This is a genomic window from Streptomyces sp. NPDC007264 (genome assembly GCF_042869095.1).
In the GTDB taxonomy this organism is placed as follows: Bacteria; Actinomycetota; Actinomycetes; order Streptomycetales; family Streptomycetaceae; genus Streptomyces.
The window spans coordinates 40,774-64,260 of sequence record NZ_JBIAFD010000025.1; the positions used below are offsets into that span (position 1 = coordinate 40,774).

At 74.1% G+C, this 23,487-nt stretch carries 17 protein-coding genes, 1 tRNA gene and 2 pseudogenes; 8 read left to right on the plus strand and 12 right to left on the minus strand.

Features of this window, described 5'->3' with window-relative positions; translation table 11 throughout:
* Positions 1–97: 97 nt before the first annotated feature.
* From ACFYMU_RS30835 to ACFYMU_RS30865, 7 genes are all read right to left on the minus strand, one after another.
* Complete coding sequence (locus tag ACFYMU_RS30835; RefSeq protein ID WP_388380236.1) at positions 98–613, minus strand: hypothetical protein; 516 nt, start codon at positions 611–613, stop codon at positions 98–100.
* Entirely contained in the window at positions 610–894 is a 285-nt protein-coding gene (locus tag ACFYMU_RS30840) for a hypothetical protein (RefSeq protein ID WP_388380238.1), read from the minus strand. The genes ACFYMU_RS30835 and ACFYMU_RS30840 overlap by 4 nt, the downstream gene beginning before the upstream one ends.
* 147 nt (positions 895–1,041) lie before the next feature.
* Positions 1,042–2,538 carry an IMP dehydrogenase gene (locus tag ACFYMU_RS30845; RefSeq protein ID WP_388380241.1) on the minus strand — a complete coding sequence of 499 codons (1,497 nt, stop codon included), beginning with the start codon at positions 2,536–2,538 and terminating at the stop codon, positions 1,042–1,044.
* A gap of 237 nt (positions 2,539–2,775) precedes the next feature.
* Entirely contained in the window at positions 2,776–3,117 is a 342-nt protein-coding gene (locus ACFYMU_RS30850; protein WP_388380244.1) for a hypothetical protein, read from the minus strand.
* On the minus strand, positions 3,114–3,350 hold the full coding sequence (locus ACFYMU_RS30855) for a DUF4277 domain-containing protein (RefSeq protein WP_388380366.1): 237 nt from the start codon (positions 3,348–3,350) through the stop codon (positions 3,114–3,116). Before ACFYMU_RS30855 ends, ACFYMU_RS30850 begins: the two co-directional genes overlap by 4 nt.
* A 256-nt stretch (positions 3,351–3,606) precedes the next feature.
* Positions 3,607–4,257: a dienelactone hydrolase family protein gene (locus ACFYMU_RS30860; RefSeq protein ID WP_388380246.1), complete on the minus strand. Its 651-nt coding sequence runs from the start codon at positions 4,255–4,257 to the stop codon at positions 3,607–3,609.
* 166 nt (positions 4,258–4,423) lie between these two features.
* Positions 4,424–5,077, minus strand: coding sequence for a phosphoribosyltransferase (locus ACFYMU_RS30865; RefSeq protein WP_388380249.1), 654 nt, complete (start codon positions 5,075–5,077; stop codon positions 4,424–4,426).
* Between the two features lie 237 nt (positions 5,078–5,314).
* Between ACFYMU_RS30865 and ACFYMU_RS30870 the strand changes: the two genes are divergently transcribed.
* From ACFYMU_RS30870 to fdh, 4 genes are all read left to right on the plus strand, one after another.
* A complete protein-coding gene (locus ACFYMU_RS30870) occupies positions 5,315–7,705 on the plus strand; it encodes an ATP-binding cassette domain-containing protein (RefSeq protein ID WP_388380252.1) in 2,391 nt (796 codons plus the stop codon).
* A gap of 197 nt (positions 7,706–7,902) precedes the next feature.
* A complete protein-coding gene (locus ACFYMU_RS30875) occupies positions 7,903–8,889 on the plus strand; it encodes a 4Fe-4S dicluster domain-containing protein (RefSeq protein ID WP_388380255.1) in 987 nt (328 codons plus the stop codon).
* On the plus strand, positions 8,886–9,905 hold the full coding sequence (gene nrfD / locus ACFYMU_RS30880) for an NrfD/PsrC family molybdoenzyme membrane anchor subunit (RefSeq protein ID WP_388380257.1): 1,020 nt from the start codon (positions 8,886–8,888) through the stop codon (positions 9,903–9,905). Before ACFYMU_RS30875 ends, nrfD begins: the two co-directional genes overlap by 4 nt.
* 446 nt (positions 9,906–10,351) lie before the next feature.
* Positions 10,352–13,612: a formate dehydrogenase gene (gene fdh, locus ACFYMU_RS30885; protein ID WP_388380260.1), complete on the plus strand. Its 3,261-nt coding sequence runs from the start codon at positions 10,352–10,354 to the stop codon at positions 13,610–13,612.
* A 28-nt stretch (positions 13,613–13,640) separates the two neighbouring features.
* On the opposite strand, the gene selD is transcribed toward fdh, so the two are convergent.
* Entirely contained in the window at positions 13,641–14,666 is a 1,026-nt protein-coding gene (gene selD, locus ACFYMU_RS30890; protein WP_388380263.1) for a selenide, water dikinase SelD, read from the minus strand.
* A 62-nt stretch (positions 14,667–14,728) separates the two neighbouring features.
* Between selD and ACFYMU_RS30895 the strand changes: the two genes are divergently transcribed.
* Positions 14,729–14,821, plus strand: a tRNA-Sec gene (locus ACFYMU_RS30895).
* Positions 14,822–14,856: 35 nt separating this feature from the next.
* On the opposite strand, the pseudogene ACFYMU_RS30900 reads toward ACFYMU_RS30895, so the two are convergent.
* The 4 genes and pseudogenes from ACFYMU_RS30900 to ACFYMU_RS30915 all read right to left on the minus strand — a co-directional run.
* Positions 14,857–16,605 (minus strand): annotated as a pseudogene (locus tag ACFYMU_RS30900) (SelB C-terminal domain-containing protein); the annotation flags it as partial.
* 5 nt (positions 16,606–16,610) lie between these two features.
* A complete protein-coding gene (gene selA, locus ACFYMU_RS30905; RefSeq protein WP_388380266.1) occupies positions 16,611–17,951 on the minus strand; it encodes an L-seryl-tRNA(Sec) selenium transferase in 1,341 nt (446 codons plus the stop codon).
* Positions 17,952–18,121: 170 nt separating this feature from the next.
* Positions 18,122–19,259: pseudogene (locus ACFYMU_RS30910) on the minus strand (enolase C-terminal domain-like protein).
* Positions 19,260–19,414: 155 nt separating this feature from the next.
* A complete protein-coding gene (locus ACFYMU_RS30915) occupies positions 19,415–20,479 on the minus strand; it encodes a galactosyldiacylglycerol synthase (protein ID WP_388380369.1) in 1,065 nt (354 codons plus the stop codon).
* A gap of 265 nt (positions 20,480–20,744) precedes the next feature.
* Here ACFYMU_RS30915 and ACFYMU_RS30920 point away from each other — a divergent pair, with 265 nt between their 5' ends.
* The 3 genes from ACFYMU_RS30920 to ACFYMU_RS30930 are packed head-to-tail and all read left to right on the plus strand — an operon-like array spanning position 20,745 to position 23,378.
* Positions 20,745–21,611 (plus strand): SDR family NAD(P)-dependent oxidoreductase, encoded by an 867-nt coding sequence (locus ACFYMU_RS30920; RefSeq protein WP_388380268.1) that lies wholly within the window; start codon positions 20,745–20,747, stop codon positions 21,609–21,611.
* 7 nt (positions 21,612–21,618) lie between these two features.
* A complete protein-coding gene (locus ACFYMU_RS30925; protein WP_388380271.1) occupies positions 21,619–22,545 on the plus strand; it encodes a DMT family transporter in 927 nt (308 codons plus the stop codon).
* A 56-nt stretch (positions 22,546–22,601) separates the two neighbouring features.
* Complete coding sequence (locus ACFYMU_RS30930; RefSeq protein ID WP_388380273.1) at positions 22,602–23,378, plus strand: polysaccharide deacetylase family protein; 777 nt, start codon at positions 22,602–22,604, stop codon at positions 23,376–23,378.
* Positions 23,379–23,487: the final 109 nt, after the last annotated feature.

Below are 23,487 nucleotides of genomic sequence, written 5' to 3' on the forward strand. Positions count from 1 at the left end.
AGACCCGTACTTCGCAGGTCGCTGATTCAGATGATTTGGCCGCCGTCCCACAGCAATGAGCCTTGGAGGGCATTTCCTTCGGGTTTTCGGCACACGATCAGATGGCCAGCGCCGCCATCCCCACCACCACGAACGCGACACCGGCCAGCAGAACTGCACCCGCCAGCAGGATGAGCACCGCACCGAACGCGAGTTGCCCCGCCGTACGGCGACCGACCTTGGTGGTTTCGGGGTCTGCGGGGTTGTACGTGATCTCGGCCCGCTCGGCACCCCCGTCCGAGCCCGTGCGCTCACGCTGTACGCCGTGGCTGTCGACGTACGCGTAGGTGTACTGCTCGACGCCGTTGTAGAAGTGGGATCGCTGTAGCCGTCCCTCCACGGTGATCCCCCGGGTGCGCAACACCCAGGCCTCCCGGAACAGTTGCCATCCGCCGTACACACCCAGACCCCCCGCGGCGATCGGGCCGGGGGCCACCGCCCAGAGGACTGCCGGGACCACCCCGGCGTCCGTCACCAGCAGCAGGACGAGCACCAGCACGTATCCGCCCCCGAGGCCCCACCAAAACTGACGGATCCGGTTCGGTGCCGCCCGCTCCAGCGGCTCCTCGGTCACCAGCTCCCCCCGTTGGGCCGCCGCTCGTCGGCGTCCCGTGTGGGCAGTGCACGGCTGACGGCGTGCGCGAACTCGTGCACGGCGGGGGCACTGCGGCACCGGAGGTGGTACGCCACGGGCTCGTCGCCCGTCAGGACGACGGTCAGCCGCCGGCCCCCGGCGCCGTGGACGTCGACCCGCTCTATCGCCGCCACCGGTATCCGGCGCCGCACGCCGTCCGCCTTCAGCAGCACCGCCCCGTCCCGCAGCCGGGCGGAGGCACGGCCTTTGCCGTGCAGCACCGGCGAGGACGTCTCCAGAACACGGATCGCGTTGACGGCCGGGGCGATAGCAACCCAGGGAACCGAGAACTACTGGCGGGAGGGGGTTGTTCCGGCCGTGCACCATTCCCCTCCGGCCAGTAGTCCTCGATAGGCCTCGGCGGCTTGTCAGGAGACCGTCGTCGGGGTGTCTCGCAGGGTGACGTTGGCGTGGCTCTCCTGGAAGCTCTGGTCTGAAACGAGGGTCAGCCGGGCCGTGGACTGGAACTCCGGCAGGGTGGTGGAGCCGCAGGAGACCATCGTGGTCTTGAGCTTGGCGACGGTCAGGGCGAGCCCTTCGTTGAGGTCACCTGCGTAGGGGACGTAGCCGTCCACGCCTTCCTCGAAGACCAGCCCCTGACCGCCCTGACCGTAGCGCTGCCAGTTACGGGCACGGTTCGAGCCCTCACCCCAGTACTCCTTCACGAAGCCGTCACGGGTGGGCAGCTTCGCGCCGGCCGCCTGGTCGAATCGCGCGAAGTAACGCCCCATCATGACGAAGTCCGCCCCCATCGCCAGCGCCAGAGCCACGTGGTAGTCGTGCACCAGGCCGCCGTCGGAGCAGATCGGCACATACTCGCCGGTGCGCTCGCGGAAGGCATCCCGGGCCGTCGCGACGTCCAGCACCGCGCTGGCCTGGCCGCGGCCGATGCCCTTCTGGTCACGAGTGATGCAGATGGAACCGCCGCCCACCCCGACCTTGACGAAGTCCGCCCCCGCCTCGGCGAGGAAGGTGAACGCCTCGCCGTCGACCACGTTGCCGCCGCCGACCGGAATCTCGGGATAGTGCTTCTTCACCCAGGTCAGGGCCTGTGCTTGCCAGTCGCTGTAGCCGTCGGACGAGTCGAAGCACAGCGCGTCCGTGCCCGCCTCGACCAGGGCGGGGATGCGCTCCTGGTAGTCATGGGTGTTGACGCCCGCGCCCACGCGCAGGCGCTTGGCGGCGTCCACGACCTGGTTCGGGAATCGCTTGTTGTCCGTGTAGTCGGATCGGAACACCAGATACTGCAGGTTGCCCTCGCCGTCCAGCACTGGGAGGCAGTCCAGCCGTTCGTCCCACAGCCGGGCGTTGGCCTCGGAAAGCGTGGTGTCAGGCCCTGCATGGGGCAAGTCGGCGATGGCGGTCATCCGCCCGCTGACCGGTTCGGCCAGGTCGTGGCGTTGCGGGTGGAAGTCGCGGGAGGTCACCAGGCCGAGCAGGCGGCCGGTGGCGGTCCCGTCGTGGGTGACCGCGGCGGTGCTGTGACCTGTGCGGCGCATGATGTCGACCAGGAGACCCAGGCTGTCGTCAGGCCGGACGTTCGTATCGCTGGTGACGAATCCGGCCTTGAAGTTCTTCACTTGGCAGACCGCTGCGACCTGGTCCTGGATCGGCTGGTTGTGGTGCAGGAAGCTCAGACCGCCGTTGCGAGCGAGCGAGATCGCGAGTTCCGGTGTGCTGACGGCCTGCATGATCGCGGACGTGAACGGAGAGTGCAGCTCGATCGCCGACGGCTCGCCCACGATGTGCCGCACCAGGGGCGTGCGCAGCTCGACCGTCGCGGGCGAGCAGTCGGTCCGGGTCCGGTTGGGCAAGAGCAGAAACTCGTTGAACGTCCGTGAGACCTCGGCGATGATCTGTGCCACTCGTTCCTCCTGACCCGTCGGCCGGGGCCCGACTGCCCCGCCGCGAAGATCGCCCCCGTGTCCCAGGGCCCGGGCAGGCAGGGGTCGGCAAGGCAGCCGTGGAGGTGCCACAAACTGCGGCAGAGCCCTGACCGGCCCGTGGATCGAACGGGTGCGGTCGTGACCTGGCACCTTATCGATTGGCCAGCCGCAGCACGAATCGTGCCCCTCATCGGCAATCGCCACCCGGCGGTTCCTTCAGGTCCTCGGCCCGGGCCGCGAGGTACTCGGCCCAGTCGCGTCGGGCGTAGGCGACCCAGCGGAGCGCGGTGTGGTCCTCCCCGACCAGCCCGGCCGGGGCAGACCGTCAGCGGTGTGACCCCGCAGGCCCACCTCCACCCAGAGCCGGAAGGCCCGCGCCGCGCCGCCACCGAAGACACGGGCATGGACGGAGATGCCGCCGTCGGCCGACACCGCGAGCCCGGCCTGGACCTGCTTGAGGTCCACCCGCCGATCCTTGGGATGCCCGTAGCCGATGAGCGGGTACTGCTCGTCCTGGTCCTGCTCGGGGTAGGCGCCATGGACGGACTTGCTGGTCATGTCCCAGTGTCGTCGTTGAGCAGACTCGCCTCGATCCCGAAGACCTCCTCCACCGCCCAGGTGCGCGCCCAGTCAGCGACCCGCACCAGCGGCGCGGGCGAGGTCAGCCGGTTCGCCACCAGCGCCTCGATCACCTGCCCATGCGTCAGGTGCGCACTCGCACCGCCCGGGCAGATCTCGTCGACGATCCCCGCCACATCCAGCCGGCGCAGAAACTCGGCAGCGACAGGCAGAGCGCCCGGGCCAACGCCCCACCACCAGTCCCGGACACCACCACGACAACCAGATCATCCGATTCAACGACCTGCGAAGTACGGGGCTGGACAGCGGCGCGCGCCCGGACACCCCTCTCTGCGAGGGGCGACGAGATCTTCCTCCGGGGTTCACCGCATGCTCACGGGCGGCGGCGCCGTCCCGGGCGGTCGCACGCTCATGGACGGGGACGCCGTCCCGGGCGGTGGGTGCCGGCCGGGTCGTCGGGTGACACGGTCAGCCGGTTGTCTCCTGGGCGAGGATCCATCGGCCGGCGGCCTCCGCCACCTCCTCCAGGGCGCCGGGCTCCTGGAAGAGATGGGTGGCACCGGGCACGACATGGAGCTCGTGCCGGGCCGAGAGCCTCGCGGCGGCCTCCCGGTTGAAGTCGAGGACGGTGTGGTCGCCGCCTCCCACGACGAGGAGGACCGGTGCCCGGACCCGGGCCAGGTCGTCGCCCGCCAGGTCCGGCCGCCCGCCCCGGGAGACGACCGCGCACACCCGCTCCGGCCGCTCCACGGCCGCCACCAGTGCGGCGGCCGCCCCGGTGTCGGCCCCGAGCAGGGCGACCGGGAGTCCGCCGGTCTCCGGCTGCTGCGCCAGCCAGTCCACGGCGGCGACCAGGCGCCCGCTCAGCATCGGGATGTCGAAGCGGTGCTCGGCCGTCGCGGCGTCCTCGCGTTCCTCGCGCTCGGTCAGCAGGTCCATGAGCAACGTGCCCAGTCCCGCCCGGTGCAGTTCCGCGGCGACAACGCGGTTGCGCACGCTGTGCCGGGAACTGCCGCTGCCGTGCGCGAACACCACCACCGCCGGCACCTGGGCGGGCACGACGAGGTCGCCGGCGAGCACGGCGTGTTCCGCCGGGACCATCACCATCTCGGAGATCATCGCTCTCCTCTCCCCGCGACGTTCGTCCCCCCGCGACGTTCCCCCCGGCGCGGCCTTCGTCCCGGCGCGGCCTTCGTCCCGCTGCGCCGTTCGTCCCCTCGGGCATGTCCGGCACTGCGGGTACCCGCGACCGAGCGACCCACGCGTGCCGGAGCGGTCGGGGGGCTCACACCACAGGATGGAGTTCCCGCAGCGCGTCGAGCACCTCCTGGTCGGAGACCGGTTCGAACTCCGCGTACCACTCCCCCACGGACCTCGCACGGTGCGGCCGGTGCAGGCAGATCACCTCGTCGGCCTCGGCGCGCAGCGCGTCGGCGACGCCTGCGGCGCAGACCGGGACGGCCAGCACGAGGCGCCCGGGGTCCCGGTGCCGCAGATGACGCAGGGCCGCACGTGCGGTGATGCCGGTGGTCAGCCCGTCGGCGACGACCACCACGCTGCGCCCTTGAACCCGTGGAGCGGGGCGTCCCGCCCGGTAGAGCCCTTCGCGCCGGTGCAGTTCGGTCCGTTCCCCCGCCACCTGTGAGCCGAGCTTGTGCTCGTCCAGGTGCATGGCTTCCAGACCCACCGGATCGAACAGCGGCGGTTCCTCACCGACGAGTGCCCCGATACCGACGTCCGGGGCGCCGGGCACGCCGATGGTGGAGACGACCAGCACGTCCAGCGGAGCCCGCAGGGCCCGGGCGACCTCCGCCCCGACCGGAACGCCGCCACGCGGCAGCGCGAGCACGATCGTATCGGCGGGATCACCGCGGACCGCCCCTTCCAGCAGCCTGGCGGCCAGCTCCCGGCCGGCCTGCCGGCGGTTGTGGAAACGCACAGCATCGCTCCCTTCTCCCCGCCCGGCGCGGGCACCCGGGGCCGCCGCGCGCGGAAGACGCACGGCATCCGCGGCTCGCGGGAGTCCAGCGGCACGGGGCCGCGCGGGCGGCACCGTCCGTGCCACCCGGACTCTGTCGATTTTCGCACCTTCCGGATCCGATCAGGAATCGAGAAGCGCCGGTCGCCGCGCCGCACATAGCCTGACCGCCACGGGCATCACCCTTGAGGAGACACGATGAGCATGGCCACGGGGACGGACACGCGATCGTCCGCACCGCACGCTGCCGACCGTCACGACCTGATCCGCGTGCACGGGGCGCGCGAGAACAACCTCAAGGACGTCAGCATCGAGATCCCCAAGCGCCGGCTGACCGTGTTCACCGGCGTCTCCGGCTCGGGCAAGAGCTCACTGGTGTTCAACACGATCGCCGCGGAGTCGCAGCGGCTGATCAACGAGACCTACAGCGCGTTCGTGCAGGGTTTCATGCCGACGCTGGCGCGGCCCGAGGTCGACGTCCTCGACGGGCTGACGACCGCGATCGTCGTCGACCAGCAGCGGCTGGGGGGCGACCCCCGCTCCACGGTGGGCACCGTCACGGACGCCAACGCGATGCTGCGCATCCTCTTCAGCCGGCTCGGGCGGCCGCACATCGGCTCGCCCAAGGCGTTCTCCTTCAACGTCGCCTCCATCAGCGGAGCGGGCGCGGTCACCATGGAGCGCGGCGGGCAGACGGTGAAGGAGCGTCGCAGCTTCAGCATCGTCGGCGGCATGTGCCCGCGCTGCGAAGGCCGCGGCACGGTCTCCGACGTCGACCTCACCCAGCTCTACGACGACTCCAAGTCGCTCACCGAGGGCGCGATGACCATCCCCGGCTACAAGGCGGGCGGCTGGAACTACCGGCTCTACAGCGAGTCGGGCTTCCTCGACCCGGACAAGCCGGTCGGCGCGTACACCGAGCAGGAGCTGCACGACTTCCTCCACCGCGAGCCGACGCGGATGAAGATCGCGGGCATCAACATGACCTACGAGGGGCTGATCCCGCGGATCCGGAAGTCGATGCTCTCCAAGGACCGGGAGTCGATGCAGCCGCACATCCGGGAGTTCGTGGACCGCGCGATCACGTTCACCGCCTGTCCCGAGTGCGGTGGCACCCGGCTGAGCGAGGCGGCCCGGTCGTCGACGATCGAGGGGGTCAGCATCGCCGACACCTGCGCGATGCAGATCAGCGACCTGGCCCAGTGGGTGCGCGGCCTCGACGAGCCGTCGGTGGCGCCGCTGCTCACCGCGCTGCAGCACACGCTCGACTCGTTCACCGAGATCGGCCTCGGCTACCTCTCGCTGTCCCGGCCCTCGGGCACCCTGTCGGGCGGCGAGGCGCAGCGCGTCAGGATGATCCGCCATCTCGGCTCCTCGCTCACCGATGTCACCTATGTCTTCGACGAGCCCACCACGGGCCTGCACCCCCATGACATCCAGCGGATGAACGCACTGCTGCTGCGGCTGCGGGACAAGGGCAACACGGTGCTCGTCGTGGAGCACAAGCCGGAGGTGATCGCGATCGCCGACCATGTCGTCGATCTCGGCCCCGGCGCCGGTACGGCGGGCGGCACCGTCTGCTTCGAGGGCACCGTCGAGGAACTGCGGGCGGGCGGCACCCTCACCGGCCGTCACCTCGACGACCGGGCGCGCCTGAAGGGGACGGTGCGCAAGCCCGCCGGGGTGCTGGAGATCCGCGGCGCGAGCGCGAACAACCTGCGCGACGTCGACGTCGACATCCCGCTCGGGGTGCTCGCCGTCGTCACCGGCGTGGCCGGCTCCGGCAAGAGCTCGCTCGTGCACGGGTCGGTCCCCGCGGGTGCGGGGGTGGTGTCGGTCGACCAGGGCACGATCCGCGGCTCCCGGCGGAGCAACCCGGCGACCTACACCGGGCTCCTCGAACCGATCCGCAAGGCGTTCGCGAAGGCCAACGGCGTGAAGCCGGCACTGTTCAGCGCCAACTCCGAGGGCGCCTGCCCCACCTGCAACGGCGCCGGCGTCGTCTACACCGACCTGGCGATGATGGCCGGCGTCGCCACCGCCTGCGAGGACTGCGAGGGGAAGCGGTTCCAGACAGCGGTGCTCGAGCACCACCTCGGCGGGCGCGACATCAGCGAGGTGCTGGCGATGCCGGTCACCGAGGCGGAGGAGTTCTTCCGCGCCGGTGAGGCACGCACGCCGGCCGCGCACACGATCCTCCGGCGGCTCGCGGACGTCGGGCTCGGCTACCTCACCCTCGGCCAGCCGCTGACCACCCTGTCGGGCGGCGAGCGGCAGCGGCTCAAGCTGGCCACCCACATGGCCGAGAAGGGCGGAGTCTACGTCCTCGACGAGCCGACCGCCGGCCTGCACCTCGCCGACGTCGAGCAGTTGCTCGGCCTGCTGGACCGGCTCGTCGACTCCGGGAAGTCGGTGATCGTCGTCGAGCACCACCAGGCGGTCATGGCGCACGCCGACTGGATCATCGACCTCGGCCCCGGCGCCGGCCACGACGGCGGCCGGATCGTCTTCGAGGGCACGCCCGCCGACCTCGTCGCCGCCCGCTCCACCCTCACCGGCGAGCACCTCGCGGCCTACGTCGGCGCCTGACCGAGGCCGCCCGGGTCCCGCGAGCCGCGCGCGTCACGTCGGTCACGTCGGCTGCGGGACCCGCCCGTTTGAGCGCGCGGCCCGAGGACACCCGTGCCAGGCTCGGAGGGACCACCAGGGCCGCCGGGGGTGGCTCGCCGGACGCACTCCGCGGTGGGACGGCGGGACGGCGGGCACGGGAGCGAGGAGGTTCGGTCATGGCCCACGGCAGTGCCGCGGAAACGGGCGGGGCGGCCGGGCACAGCGAACGGCCGCCCCGCGTGGGCTTCTTCACGGACACCTCGGTGTGCATCGGCTGCAAGGCGTGCGAAGTGGCCTGCAAGGAGTGGAACTCGGTGCCCGAGGACGGTCTCGCACTGACCGGCATGTCCTACGACAACACCCAGCGGCTCGGCGCGGACACCTGGCGGCACGTGGCCTTCATCGAGCAGCGCAGGCCGCCGGGCGGGCGGGAATCCGGCGCCGGCCACCAGGACGTCGACGTGTTCGACGCCGCCCGGCGCCTGGGCACCTCGCCGTCCTCCCCGGACCCCGCAGCGGCCGGGCCACCGCCCGGCTCCGCGCCCACGGGCGCGCCCGCGGGGGCGCTCTCGCCGGTCGCGCCCGACGGACGCACCGAACTGCGCTGGCTGATGGCCTCGGACGTCTGCAAGCACTGCACGCACGCCGCCTGCCTCGACGTGTGCCCCACCGGATCACTCTTCCGCACCGAGTTCGGCACGGTCGTCGTCCAGGAGGACATCTGCAACGGCTGCGGCTACTGCGTGCCCGCCTGCCCGTACGGCGTCATCGACCAGCGCCGGGGCGACGGGCGCGCCTGGAAGTGCACCTTGTGCTACGACCGGCTCGGCGTCGGCATGGAGCCGGCCTGCGCGAAGGCGTGTCCCACCGAGTCCATCCAGTTCGGGCCGCTGAAGGAGCTGCGGCAGCGGGCAGCCGCGCGCGTCGCCCGGCTGCACGCGGCGGGCGTCACGGATGCCCGCCTGTACGGCGAGAGCCCCGACGACGGGGTCGGCGGCGACGGCGCCTTCTTCCTGCTCCTGGACGAGCCGGAGGTCTACGGTCTGCCGCCCGACCCGGTCGTCACCACCCGGGATCTGCCGGACATGTGGCGGCACGCGGCGGCGGCCGCCGCCGCGCTCGCCGCGATGGCCGTCGTCAGCTTCGCCGGGAGGCGGCGATGACCGGTTCGGACGTCACCCGCGACGGGGTGCAGGGGCCGCGGCGCGGGCGGGACGCCGTCACGGGGGCCGGTGGCGGGCGCCGGCGGCGGCGCCGGGGACGCGGCGAGCAGCCCGTGGTGCCCGAGGCCCGCTTCTCCTCGTACTACGGCACACCGATCCTGAACGAGCCGACCTGGCGGCCCCTGGACATCGCCGGCTACCTGTACCTCGGAGGGCTCGCCGGCGCGTCGTCGCTGCTGGCCGCCGGGGGCCATGCCGGCCAACGGCCCGCCCTGGCCCGGACGGCGAAGCTGGGCGCGGCGGGGGCGGTCTCCGTGTCGCTGGCCGCCCTGGTGCACGACCTGGGCCGCCCCGCCCGTTTCCTCAACATGCTCCGCATCGTGAAGCCCACCTCCCCCATGAACACGGGATCGTGGCTGCTGGCCGGTTACGCCCCGCTCACGATGGCCGCCGCGGCCACCGACGTCGCGGGCCGCCACCGCGTGATCGGCGCCGCCGCCACGGCGGCCGCCGCCGTCCTCGGCCCGGCCGTCGCCACGTACACGGCCGTCCTGCTCTCCGACACCGCGGTGCCCACGTGGCACGAGGGGCACCGGGAGATGCCGTTCGTCTTCGCGGGGTCCGCCGCGACCGCGGCGGCCGGGCTGGCCCTGGCCGCCGCCCCGGTCGCGCAGGCGGGGCCCGCGCGCCGCATGGCGGTACTGGGGGCCGGCCTCGAAGTGGGCGCGTTCCGGGTGATGAAGCGGCGCATGGGCCTGGCGGCCGAGCCCTACGGGCAGGGCGTGCCACGCACGCTGCTGCGCTGCGCGGAGGCGCTCACCACGACCGGCGCCGCGCTGGCGGTGTGCGCGGGCCGGCGGCGCAGCAAGCGTCTCGCGGCGGCGGCCGGTGCGGCCCTGCTGACGGGCTCCGCGGCGCTGCGGTTCGCCGTGTTCCACGCCGGAGTGGCCTCCGCCAGGGATCCGAAGTACACCGTCCTGCCCCAGCGCGAGCGGCTGGAGGCACGGTCCCGCTGAGCGGCCCACCACCCGCCGGGGCTGCGCACACCGGTCTGCGCACACCGGTCTCGGCACGCCGGCCTCTCCATGCCGGTCTTGGCACACCGGCCTCGGCACACCGGCCTCGGCACGCCAGCCCCTGCACGCCGGTCTCGGCACACCGGCCTCGGCACGCCAGCCCCTGCACACCGGCCTCGGCACGGCGGGGTGCCGCCTGCCGGGGGCGGCGCCCGGCCGCCTGCCGCGGCCGCCCCGGCACCGCGTCCCGCACACGCCGGTTTCGCCGGGCGGGCGGCGGGTACTCCGGAGCGGCACCGGGCTCGGGGGTGCCGTGGCCGTCCGGCCGCGGGAGAATCGGCCGCAGAGAGACCGCGCACGCCGGACCCCGGGCTTGCGGAGGACCGGCCGGGCACACCGCGAACCATGCGACAAACCGCACCGAGCAGCACCGAAGGGCGGACGACGTGGGCGTACGCACATGGATCGGCTCCTGGCCGGTCTACCGCCAGCTCAAGGGGACGGACCCGCTCGGCCGGGGCGCCGCCGCCAGGAGCCCGGCCGGCGAGCGGCTCACCCCCCGGGTCGCCACCGCGGACCGGGTGGTGAAGTCGGTCTGCCCGTACTGCGCTGTGGGCTGCGGCCAGAACGTGTACGTCGAGGGCGGGCGGGTCACCCAGATCGAGGGCGACCCCGACTCGCCCGTCTCGCGCGGTCGGCTGTGCCCCAAGGGCTCGGCCAGCCTCCAGCTGACCACCGGCGGCGCCCGCGAGCACCATGTGCTGTACCGGCGGCCGTACGGCACCGAGTGGGAGCGCCTCGACCTCGCCACGGCGATGGACATGATCGCCGACCGGGTGATCGCGGCGCGCCGCTCCGGCTGGCAGTGGGAGGTCGACGGGACCCGCACCCGGCGCACGCTCGGCATCGCCAGCCTGGGCGGGGCCACGCTGGACAACGAGGAGAACTACCTGATCAAGAAGCTGTTCACGGCGCTGGGAGCGATCCAGATCGAGAACCAGGCGCGCGTTTGACACTCCTCCACCGTTCCCAGTCTGGGAACCTCGTTCGGCCGCGGCGGCGCGACCACCTTCCAGCAGGACCTGCAGAACTCCGACTGCATCGTCATCCAGGGCTCCAACATGGCCGAGTGCCATCCCGTCGGGTTCCAGTGGGTGATGGAGGCCAAGGCCCGCGGGGCGAAGGTGATCCACGTCGACCCGCGGTTCACCCGGACCAGTGCGCTGGCGGACGTGCATGTGCCGCTGCGCGCGGGCTCGGACATCGCCTTCCTCGGCGGGCTGATCAACTACGTGCTGCAGCACGAGAAGTACTTCCGCGAGTACGTGGTGGCCTACACCAACGCGCCCGTGGTGCTGCGGGAGGACTTCCGGGACACCGAGGACCTCGACGGCGTCTTCTCCGGCCTCGACCCCGACACCCGCAGCTACGACAACAGCAGTTGGCAGTACGCGGGCACACAGGTGCAGGCGGCCTCGGGCGAACGCGACCAGGAGTACGAGGAACGCACCGGCGGCGGCAGCTCGGTGGCGGAGGCCGCCCGGGGTGAGGCCCACGGCTCGGGCGGCGCCGCCATCGGTGAGGGCGAATTCGAGCGGGACGAGACGCTGGCCCATCCGCGCTGCGTCTTCCAGGTGCTCAAGCGGCACTACGCGCGCTACACGCCTGAGATGGTGGAGCAGATCTGCGGAGTGCCGCAGGACCTCTTCCGCCAGGTGTGCGAGCTCGTCACCGACAACTCCGGCCGGGAGCGCACCACCGCCTTCGCCTACGCGGTCGGCTGGACCCAGCACACCGTGGGCGTGCAGTACATCCGTGGGGCCGCCGTGCTGCAGAGTCTGCTCGGCAACATCGGCCGGCCGGGCGGCGGCATCCTCGCCCTGCGCGGGCACGCCTCCATCCAGGGGTCGACGGACATCCCCACCCTGTTCAACCTGCTGCCCGGCTACATCCCCATGCCGCACGCCCACAAGAACGAGGACCTGGACGCCTTCGTACAGGCCGAAGCGGCGCGCAAGGGCTACTGGGGCAACATGCGCGCCTACCTGGTGAGCCTGCTCAAGGCGTACTGGGGGCAGGCCGCGACCGCGGAGAACGACTACTGCTTCGACTACCTGCCGCGGCTGACCCGCTCCCACTCCACCTACGAAACGGTCATGGCCCAGCTGGAGGGGACCTGCAAGGGCTACTTCCTCATGGGTGAGAACCCCGCGGTCGGCTCGGCCAACTCGAAGATGCAGCGGCTGGGCATGGCCGGCCTGGACTGGCTCGTCGTGCGGGACTTCTCCCTGATCGAGTCGGCCACCTGGTGGAAGGACGGCCCGGAGATCGAGACGGGAGAGCTGTGCACCGAGGACATCCGCACCGAGGTGTTCTTCCTGCCGGCCGCCGCGCACACCGAGAAGGCCGGCAGCTTCACCAACACCCAGCGCCTGCTGCAGTGGCACCACCAGGCCGTCGAACCGCCGGGCGAGGCGCGCAGCGACCTGTGGTTCGCCTTCCACCTCGGGCGGATCGTCCGGGAGAGGCTCGCCGGGTCCACCGACCCGATGGACCGGCCGGTGCTCGACCTCACCTGGGACTACCCCACCACGGGCGAGACGGCGGAGCCGGACGCGGAGGCCGTCCTCGCCGAGATCAACGGACGCGACGCCGAGGGGAACCCGCTGGCCTCCTACGAGCAGCTCGAGGACGACGGTTCCACCGCGTGCGGCTGCTGGATCTACTGCGGGGTCCACGCCGACGGCGTCAACCAGGCGGCTCGCCGCAAGCCGGGCGAACGGCAGGACTGGATCGCGAACGAGTGGGGCTGGGCCTGGCCCGCCAACCGCCGCATCCTGTACAACCGCGCCTCGGCGGACCCGGAGGGCCGGCCGTGGAGCGAGCGCAAGGCGCTGGTGTGGTGGGACGAGGAGGAGGGGCAGTGGTCGGGCCACGACATCCCGGACTTCACGAAGGACAAGCCCCCCGGCCACCGGGCCCCGCGGGACGCGACCGGGCCCGCGGCGCTCTCGGGCACGGACCCGTTCATCATGCAGGCCGACGGCAAGGCGTGGCTGTTCGTGCCCGCCGGGCTCACCGACGGGCCGCTGCCCACCCACTACGAGCCGCAGGACTCGCCCTTCCCCAACCTGCTGTACGGCCGGCAGCGCAACCCGGTGCGGCAGTTGCTGCCACCGCATCCGGACAACCGCTACCAGCCCAGCGGCACCGAGCCGGGCTCGGAGGTTTTCCCGTACGTCGCCACCACCTACCGGCTCACCGAGCACCACACGGCGGGCGGCATGTCCCGCTGGCAGCCCTATCTGGCGGAGCTGCAACCGGAGTTCTTCTGCGAGGTGTCGCCGGAACTCGCCGCCGAGCGGGGCCTGGAGCACGCCGGGTGGGCGACGATCGTCAGCGCCCGGGCGGTCGTCGAGGCGCGCGTGCTGGTCACCGACCGCGTGCCGCCGCTGACCGTGCACGGGCGCACCCTGCACCAGGTGGGGCTGCCCTACCACTGGGGGCCGAACGGCTACAGCACGGGCGACGCCGCCAACGAGCTGCTGCACATGTCGCTCGACCCGAACACCCATATCCAGGAGACCAAGGCGTTCGCCGTCGACATCCGGCCGGGACGCCGCCCCCGGGGCCCGGCGGCCGTGGCGCTGGTCCGCGTCTACCGGGCGCGGGCCGGTGTCGACGAGCGCACCGGCACGGAACCCTGATGCCGCCGGCCGGAGCGGGCCGCGGGCGTCAGCGCAGGACGACCGAGTGCGGTCCTCGCATGACGAGTTCCCCCACCACCGGGGCCCCGGGCACCTCCCCCGCCACCAGCAGACCGCCCGAGGTCTGGGCGTCGGCCAGGAGCAGACGGGTGTCCGTGTCCGCGGGCCCGAAGTCCGTGCTGGGCGCCACCCATGCGAGGTTGCGCCGGGTGCCGCCGCTGACGTACCCGGCGCGCACCGCGTCCCGGGCCCCGTCGAGGTAGGGCACGGCGGCCGTGTCCACCACGGCCGTCACCCCGGACGCCCGGGCCAGCTTGTGCAGATGGCCGAGGAACCCGAAGCCGGTCACGTCGGTGGCGCAGACCGCACCGGCGTCCAGGGCCGCGGCGGCCGCCTCCCGGTTGAGGGCCACCATCGTGGCCACCGCGTGGCCGAACCGCTCCCCGGTCGCCTTGTGACGGTTGTTGAGCACACCCAGGCCGAGCGGTTTGGACAGCGACAGCGGCATGCCGGGGCGGCCCGCGTCGTTGCGCAGCAGCCGGGAGGGATCGGCCAGACCGGTGACGGCCATCCCGTACTTCGGTTCCGGGTCGTCCACGCTGTGGCCGCCACCCACGTGGCAGCCCGCCTCGGCGGCGACGTCGAGTCCACCGCGCAGCACCTCGCGGGCCAGGTCGAACGGCAGCACGTCGCGGGGCCAGGCGAGCAGGTTGACGGCCAGGACCGGGCGGCCGCCCATCGCGTACACGTCGGACAGCGCGTTGGCCGCGGCGATGCGCCCCCAGTCGTAGGGGTCGTCGACGACGGGCGTGAAGAAGTCGGCGGTGGACACCACCGCCCGGTCCGTCGCGCCGTCCCGCCCCGGCAGCACGACGACGGCCGCGTCGTCTCCGGTGGCCGTGCCCACGAGGAGCGGGATGCCGCCGGTGACGGGCAGCGTGGGGGACAGCGTGCCGAGCACGTCCTCCAGCTCACCCGGCGGGATCTTGCAGGCGCAGCCGCCGCCGTGGGCGAACTGCGTGAGCCGTACGGGCGTTTCACGCGTCGAACTCATGCGGGGTCTCCTGGTGCGGGTCGCGGGTCGTGCCGGGACTCTTGGGTAGCCTGGCGGGTGGTGGAGGCGTGTGGGTGCCTGGTGGCCCTCCCGGTCTTCAAAACCGAGGTGCCCGAGGATCTCGGGCAGGCGGGTTCGATTCCCGTCCGCCTCCGCTCCTCCCGCCGCTCCGGCAGCGGCGGCGCTGGTCGTCCACGCGCTCCGTGTGCCCGTGGGCGTCCAGGTACTCCAGCAGCGGCACGGCCACCCTGCGTGTGGTGCCGAGGGCCCGCCGGGCCTCGCTCAGGGTGAACGGCTGTGGCAGGCGGCCCAGTTCGGCGACGGCGCGGGCGTCCGCGCCCGGCAGGAGCAGGATGCCGTCGCCGATCCCGAGCAGTGCGCCCGCCGCGACGGCCGCGGCCACCGTCCTGCGGTCGAGCCCCAGTTGTCTGAGGCGATCGGCTTCCGGCGCGCGGAACGGCGCCCGCGCCAGCTCGCGCCGGACGGCGTCGACGGCCGCCTCGACGGACGGCGGCAGTGCCGGCCGGACGCTGCCGGTTCCGTACAACCGGCCCTGTCGGCGCAGCAGTTCCCCGGGGCCCGGCGTCTCGGCGAGCGCGTCGACCAGGGCTCGGTCGGGCAGTTCGAGCAGGCGGCGGGCCGCCTCGGCCGGCAGGCCCGGCTCCAGCGGATGCCGCTGTGCGTGGCGGTCCACCTCGGCGGCCAGGTGTTCCCTCAGCCCCGCCCAGTGGGCCTCGTCGGCCAGCCAGTCCCCGGTGACGGGCGCGGTGGGCGCAGGCACCCCCATCGCCAGCAGCTCCGAGCGGCGCACGAGCCTGCGCCGCCGGAGTTCCGCCGCACCGTCGGGACGGCCGGTCATGACCGCCAGCTCCGCCGCCCTGGCACGCCCGGCCCCTCGTCGCGTCAGCGGTGGGGGGCGTACGTCCAGGACGGTCGCACCGCAGGGCGGGCGCCGGCCGCCGGGCTCCCGCAGGACCGCGCGGTCCCCGACGCGCAGGGGCAGCTCCCGGCCGAGGGTCAGCCGGGCGGTGTCCTCCCCGAGCGGGCGGACGGTCACCGGCACGGCGGCCGTCCCGATGTGCAGGGTGACCGTCCGGGGCAGGTCGGCGACCGGCTCCCCGGCGACCCGGACGTCGATCAGTCCGGTGCGCAGCCAGCGGTCCGGGGACAGCAGCACCTGTCCTCGGCGCAGGGAGCCGTCGCGGGGGCCGTGCACGTTCACCGCCACGCGCGCCACACCGCTGACGGCGGAGCGCTCCTCGTGCAGGCACTGCAGCCCGCGCACCCGCACCACGGCCGAGCCGTCCCCCGTCACCAGGTGGTCCCCGACGCGCAGGGTGCCGGCACCGAGCGTGCCCGTCACCACGGTGCCGTGACCGCGCACCGTGAAGGCGCGGTCGAGCCACAGTCGCACGTCGGCGTCGGCGGGCGGGTCCGGCAGCGCGCGGGCCAGCCGGCCCAGCTGGGCGCGCAGTTCGTCCAGCCCGGCGCCGGTCACCGCGCTCACCGCGACGGACGGCACCGTGCCGAGCGAGGTGGCCGCCATGCGGGCGACGGCGTCGGCGCGCACGGGGGCGGGGTCCGCGAGGTCGCTCCGGGTCACGGCGAGCACGGCGTGCCGCACGTCGAGCGCGTCGAGGACGGCCAGGTGCTCCTGCGACTGCGGCTGCCAGCCCTGGTCGGCGGCCACCACGAACAGCACGGCGGGCACGGGTCCGGCCCCGGCCAGCATGGTGGGGACGAACCTCTCGTGGCCCGGCACGTCCACGAAGGCCAAGTGCCTCCCGTCGGGGCCGAGCCGGGTCCAGACGAATCCGAGGTCGAGGGTCAGCCCCCTGCGCCGCTCCTCCTCGAAGCGGTCGGGTTCCATCCCGGTCAGCGCCCGCACCAGGGCGGACTTGCCGTGGTCGACGTGTCCGGCGGTGGCCAGCACCCGCATGCCGCCTACCTCCCCGCGGTCGGCCGCACGGCCCGCACGGCCTCGGCCAGCCGTGCGTCGTCCCGCGGCGGCACCGCCCGCAGATCGAGCAGGCAGCGCCCCGCCTCCAGGCGCCCGACGACGGGCACGCGGCCCGTGCGCAGGGCGGCCGCGTACGGCTCCGGCAGGGACAGGGCCGCGCTGGGCAGCGTCACGCCCGGGGCCCCGCCACCGCCCACGGTGGCGGCGCTCGCGACGGCCCGCACGTCGATGCCGTCGGCGCCGAGGGCGGCCGCGAGTCCTTCGGCGCGGCGCACGAGCTCCGACGGGTCGGCGGCCAGTGCAGCGGCGGTGGGGGTCTCGGGCCCGGTCAGGGTCGCCTCCAGGGCGGCCAGGGTCAGCTTGTCCACGCGCAGCGCGCGGGCCAGGGGGTGGCGGGACAGGGTGCGGACCACGGGTTCCGCGCCGAGGAGCAGCCCGCACTGGGGGCCGCCGAGGAGCTTGTCACCGCTGGCGGTGACGAGCGCGGCACCCGCCGTCAACTCGCTCTCCGCGTCGGGTTCTTCGGGCAGCAGCGGATGCGGGGCGAGCAGCTCGGAGCCGATGTCGACGACCACGGGCACGCCCAGCGCCGCCAGTTCGCCGGTCCCGGCGGTGCGGGTGAATCCGGTGATGCGGAAGTTGGAGGGGTGCACCTTCAGCACGCATCCCGTGTCCGGGCCGATCGCGGCGGCGTAGTCGGCGGCGGTCGTGCGGTTGGTGGTGCCCACCTCGCGGAGCCGGGCCCCGGTGGAGACCAGCAGGTCCGGCAGCCGGAAACCGTCCCCGATCTCGACCATCTCGCCCCGGCTGACGACGATGTCCTTGCCCGCGGCGAGCGCGGTGGCGGCCAGTACCAGGGCGGCGGCGCCGTTGTTGACGACGTGTGCGGCACCGGCGGACGGCACACGCCCGCACAGCGCGGCCAGGGCGGTTCGCCCGCGGCGGGCCCGTACACCGGTCGGCAGGTCCAGTTCGACGTCCGTGGCCCCGGCCGCCTCCTGCACGGCCCGGCGGGCCGCCGGGGACAGCGGCGCCCGCCCGAGGTTGGTGTGCAGCAGGACCCCGGTGGCGTTGATCACCGACCGCAGTCCGCCGACCGTGGGCGGCAGCAGCGCCAGGGCCGTGTCCCGCACCCGCTCCGGTGCGACGGTGCCGTCGCGCGCCTGCTGCTGCGCCTGCCGGACCGCCGTCTTCACCACCCCCGGCCCCAGCAGGCGCGCCGCCTCCGCGAGGCGGGGGTCGGCCAGCACGGTGTCGGTCCGGGGCACCCGCCGTCGCGCGTCGGTCTCCTCGCCGGTCCTCTCCCGTGCGACCTGCCGCTCCATGCAGTCACTCCCTCTCCGGCCCGGCCCGTCGGGGCTGTCCGGGCTGTCCGGGCTGTCCGGGGAAACCGCCCCATCGTCTCCCAGTGCCCCCGGTCGACCGCACGACACGCCGCGACGGCGGCGGGCCGGTACGACGACACGCCGGAGCGGCTCCGGTGGCGTCCGCCCGTTCAGGCCGGTCGCGCTCCCCGTACGCGATAGCGCTCGGCGTCGGCCCACTTGACGTCCAGGCCGAGCCCCGGGCGGCCGGTGTCCGGCCGCAGCGTGCCGCCGGCCGGCGGCAGGGTGCCGTCGAACAGCAGGCCCTCGACGCGCACATGGTCGTGGAAGTACTCCAGGTGCCGCAGTCGGCGCACCGCGCAGAAGGCGTGGGCGGAGACCGCGGGGGCGCAGTGCGCGGACAGGTCGAGGTGACGTGCCGCCGCCAGGCCCGCGACCTCCAGCACCCCCGTGATCCCGCCGCAGCGGGTGACGTCCGCCTGGAGACAGTCCACCGCCGGGCCGTCCGTGAGGTTGGCGAAGTCCCGCAGGGTGAAGGCGTACTCGCCGGCGGCGATGTCCAGCCGCTCCGGACCCCGCTCGCGCAGCAGACGCAGGCCCGCCAGGTCCGCCGAGCTGACGGGTTCCTCGAACCACCGCACATCCCACTCGTCGTGGAACCGGCGCGCCCAGTACAGCGCCTCCTTGCGGCCGAGCGCGCCGTTGGCGTCGGTGAACACCTCCGTCGCGTCACCGACCGCCTCGCGCACGGCGGTCAGCCGCTGCGGATCACGCTCGGGCTCCCGCGCGGTCTTCAGCTTCACCCGGGTGATGCCCTGGTCCACCCATCCGGCGGCCTGGCCGGCGAGCCGGTCGAGCGGGTAGTTCGTGAAGCCGCCGCTTCCGTAGACCGGCACCCTGTCGTGGTGGGCCGGCAGCACGTGGACCAACGGCAGTCCCAGCAGCCTCGCCTTGAGGTCCCACAGCGCCACGTCCACCGCGGACAGCGCCATGAAGCCGACCCCGGGGCGTCCTGCGTTGCGGATCCGCTCCGCCATCCGCCGCCACAGGGCCGGGGGCGAGGAGGCGCGGGCCCCGTGCAGCAGCGGGACCAGCTGCGAGCAGACGAACGAGGCGACCGACACGTCTCCGTACGTGTACCCGAGCCCGGTCCTCCCGCCGCCGTGCACCCGAACCAGGACGAGGGTCGTGGACTCCCACCAGGGTGCCGTCCTGCTCCTTGCCGTCCGGTCCGTCCGTGGGTACCTCGAAGGCGTGCACGTCGACGCCGTCGACGCGGCACTCGTCCAGTGCGGCCACCGGCGTCATCAGGTCGCTCCTCGGGACGCGTCCCTGCCGTCACCACTGGGTGTCCCGGGGGCGGTCCCCGTAAACGACGTGTGCGGCCCCGCCACTCTCCTGGCCGGACGGGCCCCGTCACCCCCTCCCGCGCGCGGGCGCCTTTCCCCCGCCGTCGGCGGGGGTCATGAACCGGTTGTCTCCAGGAGCCGTGCCATCCGCGCGACGACGTCGTCCCGGAAGAGCGCGCGGCCGTGAGCGACCCGGCGCTCCCGGTCGGGGCCGGGTGCGGTGAGCCGCTCCAGTGCGTCCAGCAGCCCGGCCTCGTCGGCGGCGAGGTCGGAGAGGCCGAGAGCGGCCATCCGCCGTACGCCGTCCGCGCCGTGGCCGGGCAGGGGGCGGTATCCCACCACCGGCAGGCCCGCGGCGAGGGCCTGGACGGCGGTCTGCCCGGCCGCGTTGTCCACCAGGGCGCGGGCGGCGTGCATCAGGCCGGGCATGTCGGCGACCCAGCCCAGCGTCAGGACGCCCGGGTGCTCGGGCAGGCGGCTGCGGAGCCGGTCGTTGCGGCCGCACAGCACCACCGGGAGGAAGCCGCGCCCGGCCAGCACGGCGGCGGTCGCCGCAAGGCGTGAGCCGGCCCCCCACGCGCCCGCGGAGAGCAGGACGGGCGGGCGCCCGGCACCGTGCCGGGCGAAGCGCCGTGACCACTGCTGCGCCCCTTGGGCGGGCGCGGAGAACTCGGGTGCCACGACCGGACCGGTCGTCTCGGCGGGCGTGGCGATGTCCTCGCGCACCGCGCGCGCCGCGTCGTCGGTGAGGCAGAGATAGCGGTCGTTGCCGGGGTGGAGCCACTGCCGGTGGACGGAGAAGTCGATCAGGAGGACCGCGCTCGGTACCCGGAGCAGCCCCGTGGAGCGGAGATGGCCCGTCAGCTGCGCGGCGAGATGGAAGACGGGGACCACCAGGTCCGCACCGGTCCGGTCCACCAGACGCGTGAGACGGCCGCCGGCGAGGCGGGCCAGCGGGACGCCGCTGGGGCGGCGGCCGGTTCCGCGGCGGAGGAACGCGTGGTAGAGGCCACCGTAGGCCCAGGGGAAGTGCCGTACCGACGCCTGGTAGGAGCCGCGCAGTCCGCCGCCCAGGCCGTACGGCAGCAGCCGCAGCACGTCCACCACCGCTGCCCGGTGGCCGTGCTCCCGGAGGCGGCGCGCGAGCTCGCCGGCCACCGTGTCGTGTCCGGCCCCCATGCTCGCGCTGACGATCAGGACACGCCGCGCCGGCCGTGCGGCGGGGTTCCGGTCGCTCGCGTCGCCTGACGCGGACGCGCAGGGGAAGATGTTCACATCGGTACCCATTGTCCCTGCCGTGCCTCCCGAAACGTCCGCCCACTCCGCGTTCCGCCAGACCTGCGGCGAGCGGGTCCTCCCCGTCCGCCTCCTCCCGCACGAACCCGGCGGCGTTCGCATCCCGCCCGCCGTCCGGGGTTCGTCTTCGCAGCCGAGGTCAGCCGCCATGTCCCAAGCTCCCTCCCGGGCTCGATCCGCCCCCGCGCCGTCCGCAGGCGACCCGGAGCCAGGCGCGGACCCCGCCGCGGACCCGGCCGCCCGCCGGTCCCCCACCGACCGGGCCGCTCATCGGGGCGCAGCGCTGGTGACCGGCGCGTCGTCCGGCATCGGCGCCGCCGTGGCGCGCCGGCTGGCCGCCGACGACGGCTGGCACCTGGTGCTCAACGGGCGTGACACGACACGGCTCACACGCGTCGCCGAGCAGACGTCGGCCGCCTTCTTCCCCGCGGACCTCACCCACCCGGGTGCCGAACGGCGGCTGGCCGAGTTCACCCTCCGGCGCGCCGGAGGGGTGGACCTGCTGGTGGCCTGCGCCGGGATCGGCTGGGCCGGCAACTTCGGCGCCATGCCGCGGCCGGCGATCGACGACGTGATCGACGTGGATCTGCTGAGCACGATGCGCCTGGTACGACAGTTGCTGCCGCACATGGTCGCGGCCGGGTCCGGGCGCGTGGTGCTCGTCGGGTCGCTGGCGGGCGTCGTCGGCGTCCGCGGCGAGGCCGTCTACTCCGCCGCCAAGGCGGCGTTGGCCGCGTTCGCCGACGCCCTGCGGTACGAACTGCGCGGCACGGGTGTGGGAATCACCCATGTGGTCGCGGGGGTGGTGGACACGCCGTTCTTCGAGCGCCGGGGCGTGCCCTATCGGCGGTCGTGGCCGAGGCCGGTGCCGCCCGAGCGCGTGGCGGACGCCGTCTGCCGCGCGGCCCTTCGGGGCAGGGACGAGGTCTACGTCCCCGGCTGGCTGCGCCTGCCCGCGCGGGTGCACGGCGCGGCGCCCGCCCTGTACCGGCGGCTCGCCGCCAAGTACGGATGAGCGGGAGGTGAGCGCCCTCACCGTCGTCCTCGCGCTGCTCTCGGCGCTGACCAACGCTTCGGCGTCCGTCCTGCAGCGGCGGGCGGCGGCGGCCGAGCCCGGTGGCGGGCCCGGGCTGCGGCATGCCGTGCGCTGGCTGGCGCAGATCCTGCGGCGACCGCACTGGGTGGCGGGCGCGGGCCTGCTCGCGCTGACCACGGTGCTGCAGGCGGCCGCACTGGCCACAGGAAGCCTGTCCGTGGTCCAGCCGCTGCAGGCCAGTGAGTTGCTCTTCACCCTCGCCGTCGGCGGCGTGGTCTTCCACCGCCGCCCGAGCCGCCGCACCTGGCTGGCGTTCGCGGCGCTCGCCGCCGGCCTGGCGCTCTTCCTGGGCGCGGCCACCCCCTCCGCCGGCCGGTCCACCGCGTGGCCGGGGCGCTGGCCGGCGACGGGAGGGACGCTGCTGTGCGTGATCGCCGCCCTCGCCGCGGCGTCCCTGCCGGTGCGGGGCGCGCCGCGCGCCGCGCTGCTCGGGCTGTCGTCGGCCGTGTCGTTCTCGGCCACGGCCGCTCTGCTCAAGGAGGTCACCGGCAGGCTCGCGCACGGCCCGGGCACCGTGCTGGCGCAGTGGCCGCCGTACGCCACGGTCGCCTTCGGGCTGGTCGGCTTCCTGCTGTTGCAGGGTGCCCTGCGGGCCGGGAGCCTGACGGCGTCGCAGCCGGCTCTGACCCTCGGTGACGCCCTGACCAGCGTGGCTCTCGGAGCGGTGCTGTTCGACGAGCGGATCGCCCTGGGGGTGCGCGTGCTGCCCGAGGTGGTCGGTGTCGCGCTCATCGGGGCGGGAAGCATCGGACTGGCGAGCGCCTTGTCGGCGGGCGGCTCCTGGGACGTCGCGCCGACGGGACGGAACGGAACGGATCCCGGTGCCCAACGGCCGGCGCCGCAGCGGTCGTGACGCGGCACCAGGACGCGGCGGACGACCGGGACGGCCGTGGGACCGGCCGGACGGCCATGGGACGACGAGGAGGCGGATGCCCGGTGTCTCTCCCCCCGCATCGCTGTCACGCCCGGAAGGCGGCCTGGGCGCTGGCGCCGTTCGCCGCCGTCGCCGCGGCGCACATCGGCCCGGCCCTGACCTGGCTGCCGGGTCCCAGGCTCCGTCTCTTCCCCCGGCTCGCCGGTGCGGGCCGCCCCGACCATGTCGCTCTCACCTTCGACGACGGCCCCGATCCGAGGTCCACCCCGCATTTCCTCGACGCGCTGGACGGTCTCGGTGTGCGGGCGACGTTCTTCGTGCTGGGTGAGAGCGTCCTGCGGCATCCGGCGCTGACCCGCGAGACCGCCGAGCGGGGGCATGAACTCGCGGTGCACGGCTGGACCCACGACCGTCCCTGGCTGCCCGCGCCCGGCCGGGAGGCGGCGGGCCTGGCCCGTGCGGTCCAGGCGCTGTGCGACATCGGGGGCCGGCGGCCCCACTGGTACCGCCCGCCGTACGGCATCCTCACGGGGGGCCGCTGGGCGGCCGCCCGCCGGGCCGGGCTGCGGCCCGTCCTGTGGACCGCCTGGGGCAGGGACTGGACCGCCGCCGCCACACCGGAGTCCGTGCGCGCGCTGGCCGACGCCGGTCTGCGCGGCGGGGGCACGCTGCTGCTGCACGACTCCGACCGGATGTCGGCCCCCGACTGCTGGCGGGCGGCCCTGGGGGCACTGCCCGCCGTCGTGGACGACTGCCGCGCGGCGGGACTGACGGTGGGCCCCCTGGCGGAGCACGGCGCCCCGGTCACCTGAGCGCGGTACGACACGAGGACCCAATTGGCCGCATGCGCGTGCACACCAGGCCCGGTTACGGGATCTTTATCCGCATGAATTCCCATTCATGGCGTTTTCCAACGGTTCG

Excerpts from the sequence above, each read along its gene's own strand:
- ACFYMU_RS30850 (WP_388380244.1), bottom strand. The coding sequence starts at position 3,117 with ATGACCAGCAAGTCCGTCCATGGCGCCTACCCCGAGCAGGACCAGGAC.
- ACFYMU_RS30860 (WP_388380246.1), bottom strand. The coding sequence starts at position 4,257 with ATGATCTCCGAGATGGTGATGGTCCCGGCGGAACACGCCGTGCTCGCC.
- ACFYMU_RS30870 (WP_388380252.1), top strand. The coding sequence starts at position 5,315 with ATGAGCATGGCCACGGGGACGGACACGCGATCGTCCGCACCGCACGCT.
- ACFYMU_RS30875 (WP_388380255.1), top strand. The coding sequence starts at position 7,903 with ATGGCCCACGGCAGTGCCGCGGAAACGGGCGGGGCGGCCGGGCACAGC.
- nrfD (WP_388380257.1), top strand. The coding sequence starts at position 8,886 with ATGACCGGTTCGGACGTCACCCGCGACGGGGTGCAGGGGCCGCGGCGC.
- selD (WP_388380263.1), bottom strand. The coding sequence starts at position 14,666 with ATGAGTTCGACGCGTGAAACGCCCGTACGGCTCACGCAGTTCGCCCAC.
- selA (WP_388380266.1), bottom strand. The coding sequence starts at position 17,951 with ATGGAGCGGCAGGTCGCACGGGAGAGGACCGGCGAGGAGACCGACGCG.
- ACFYMU_RS30915 (WP_388380369.1), bottom strand. The coding sequence starts at position 20,479 with ATGGGGGCCGGACACGACACGGTGGCCGGCGAGCTCGCGCGCCGCCTC.
- ACFYMU_RS30920 (WP_388380268.1), top strand. The coding sequence starts at position 20,745 with ATGTCCCAAGCTCCCTCCCGGGCTCGATCCGCCCCCGCGCCGTCCGCA.
- ACFYMU_RS30930 (WP_388380273.1), top strand. The coding sequence starts at position 22,602 with ATGGGACGACGAGGAGGCGGATGCCCGGTGTCTCTCCCCCCGCATCGC.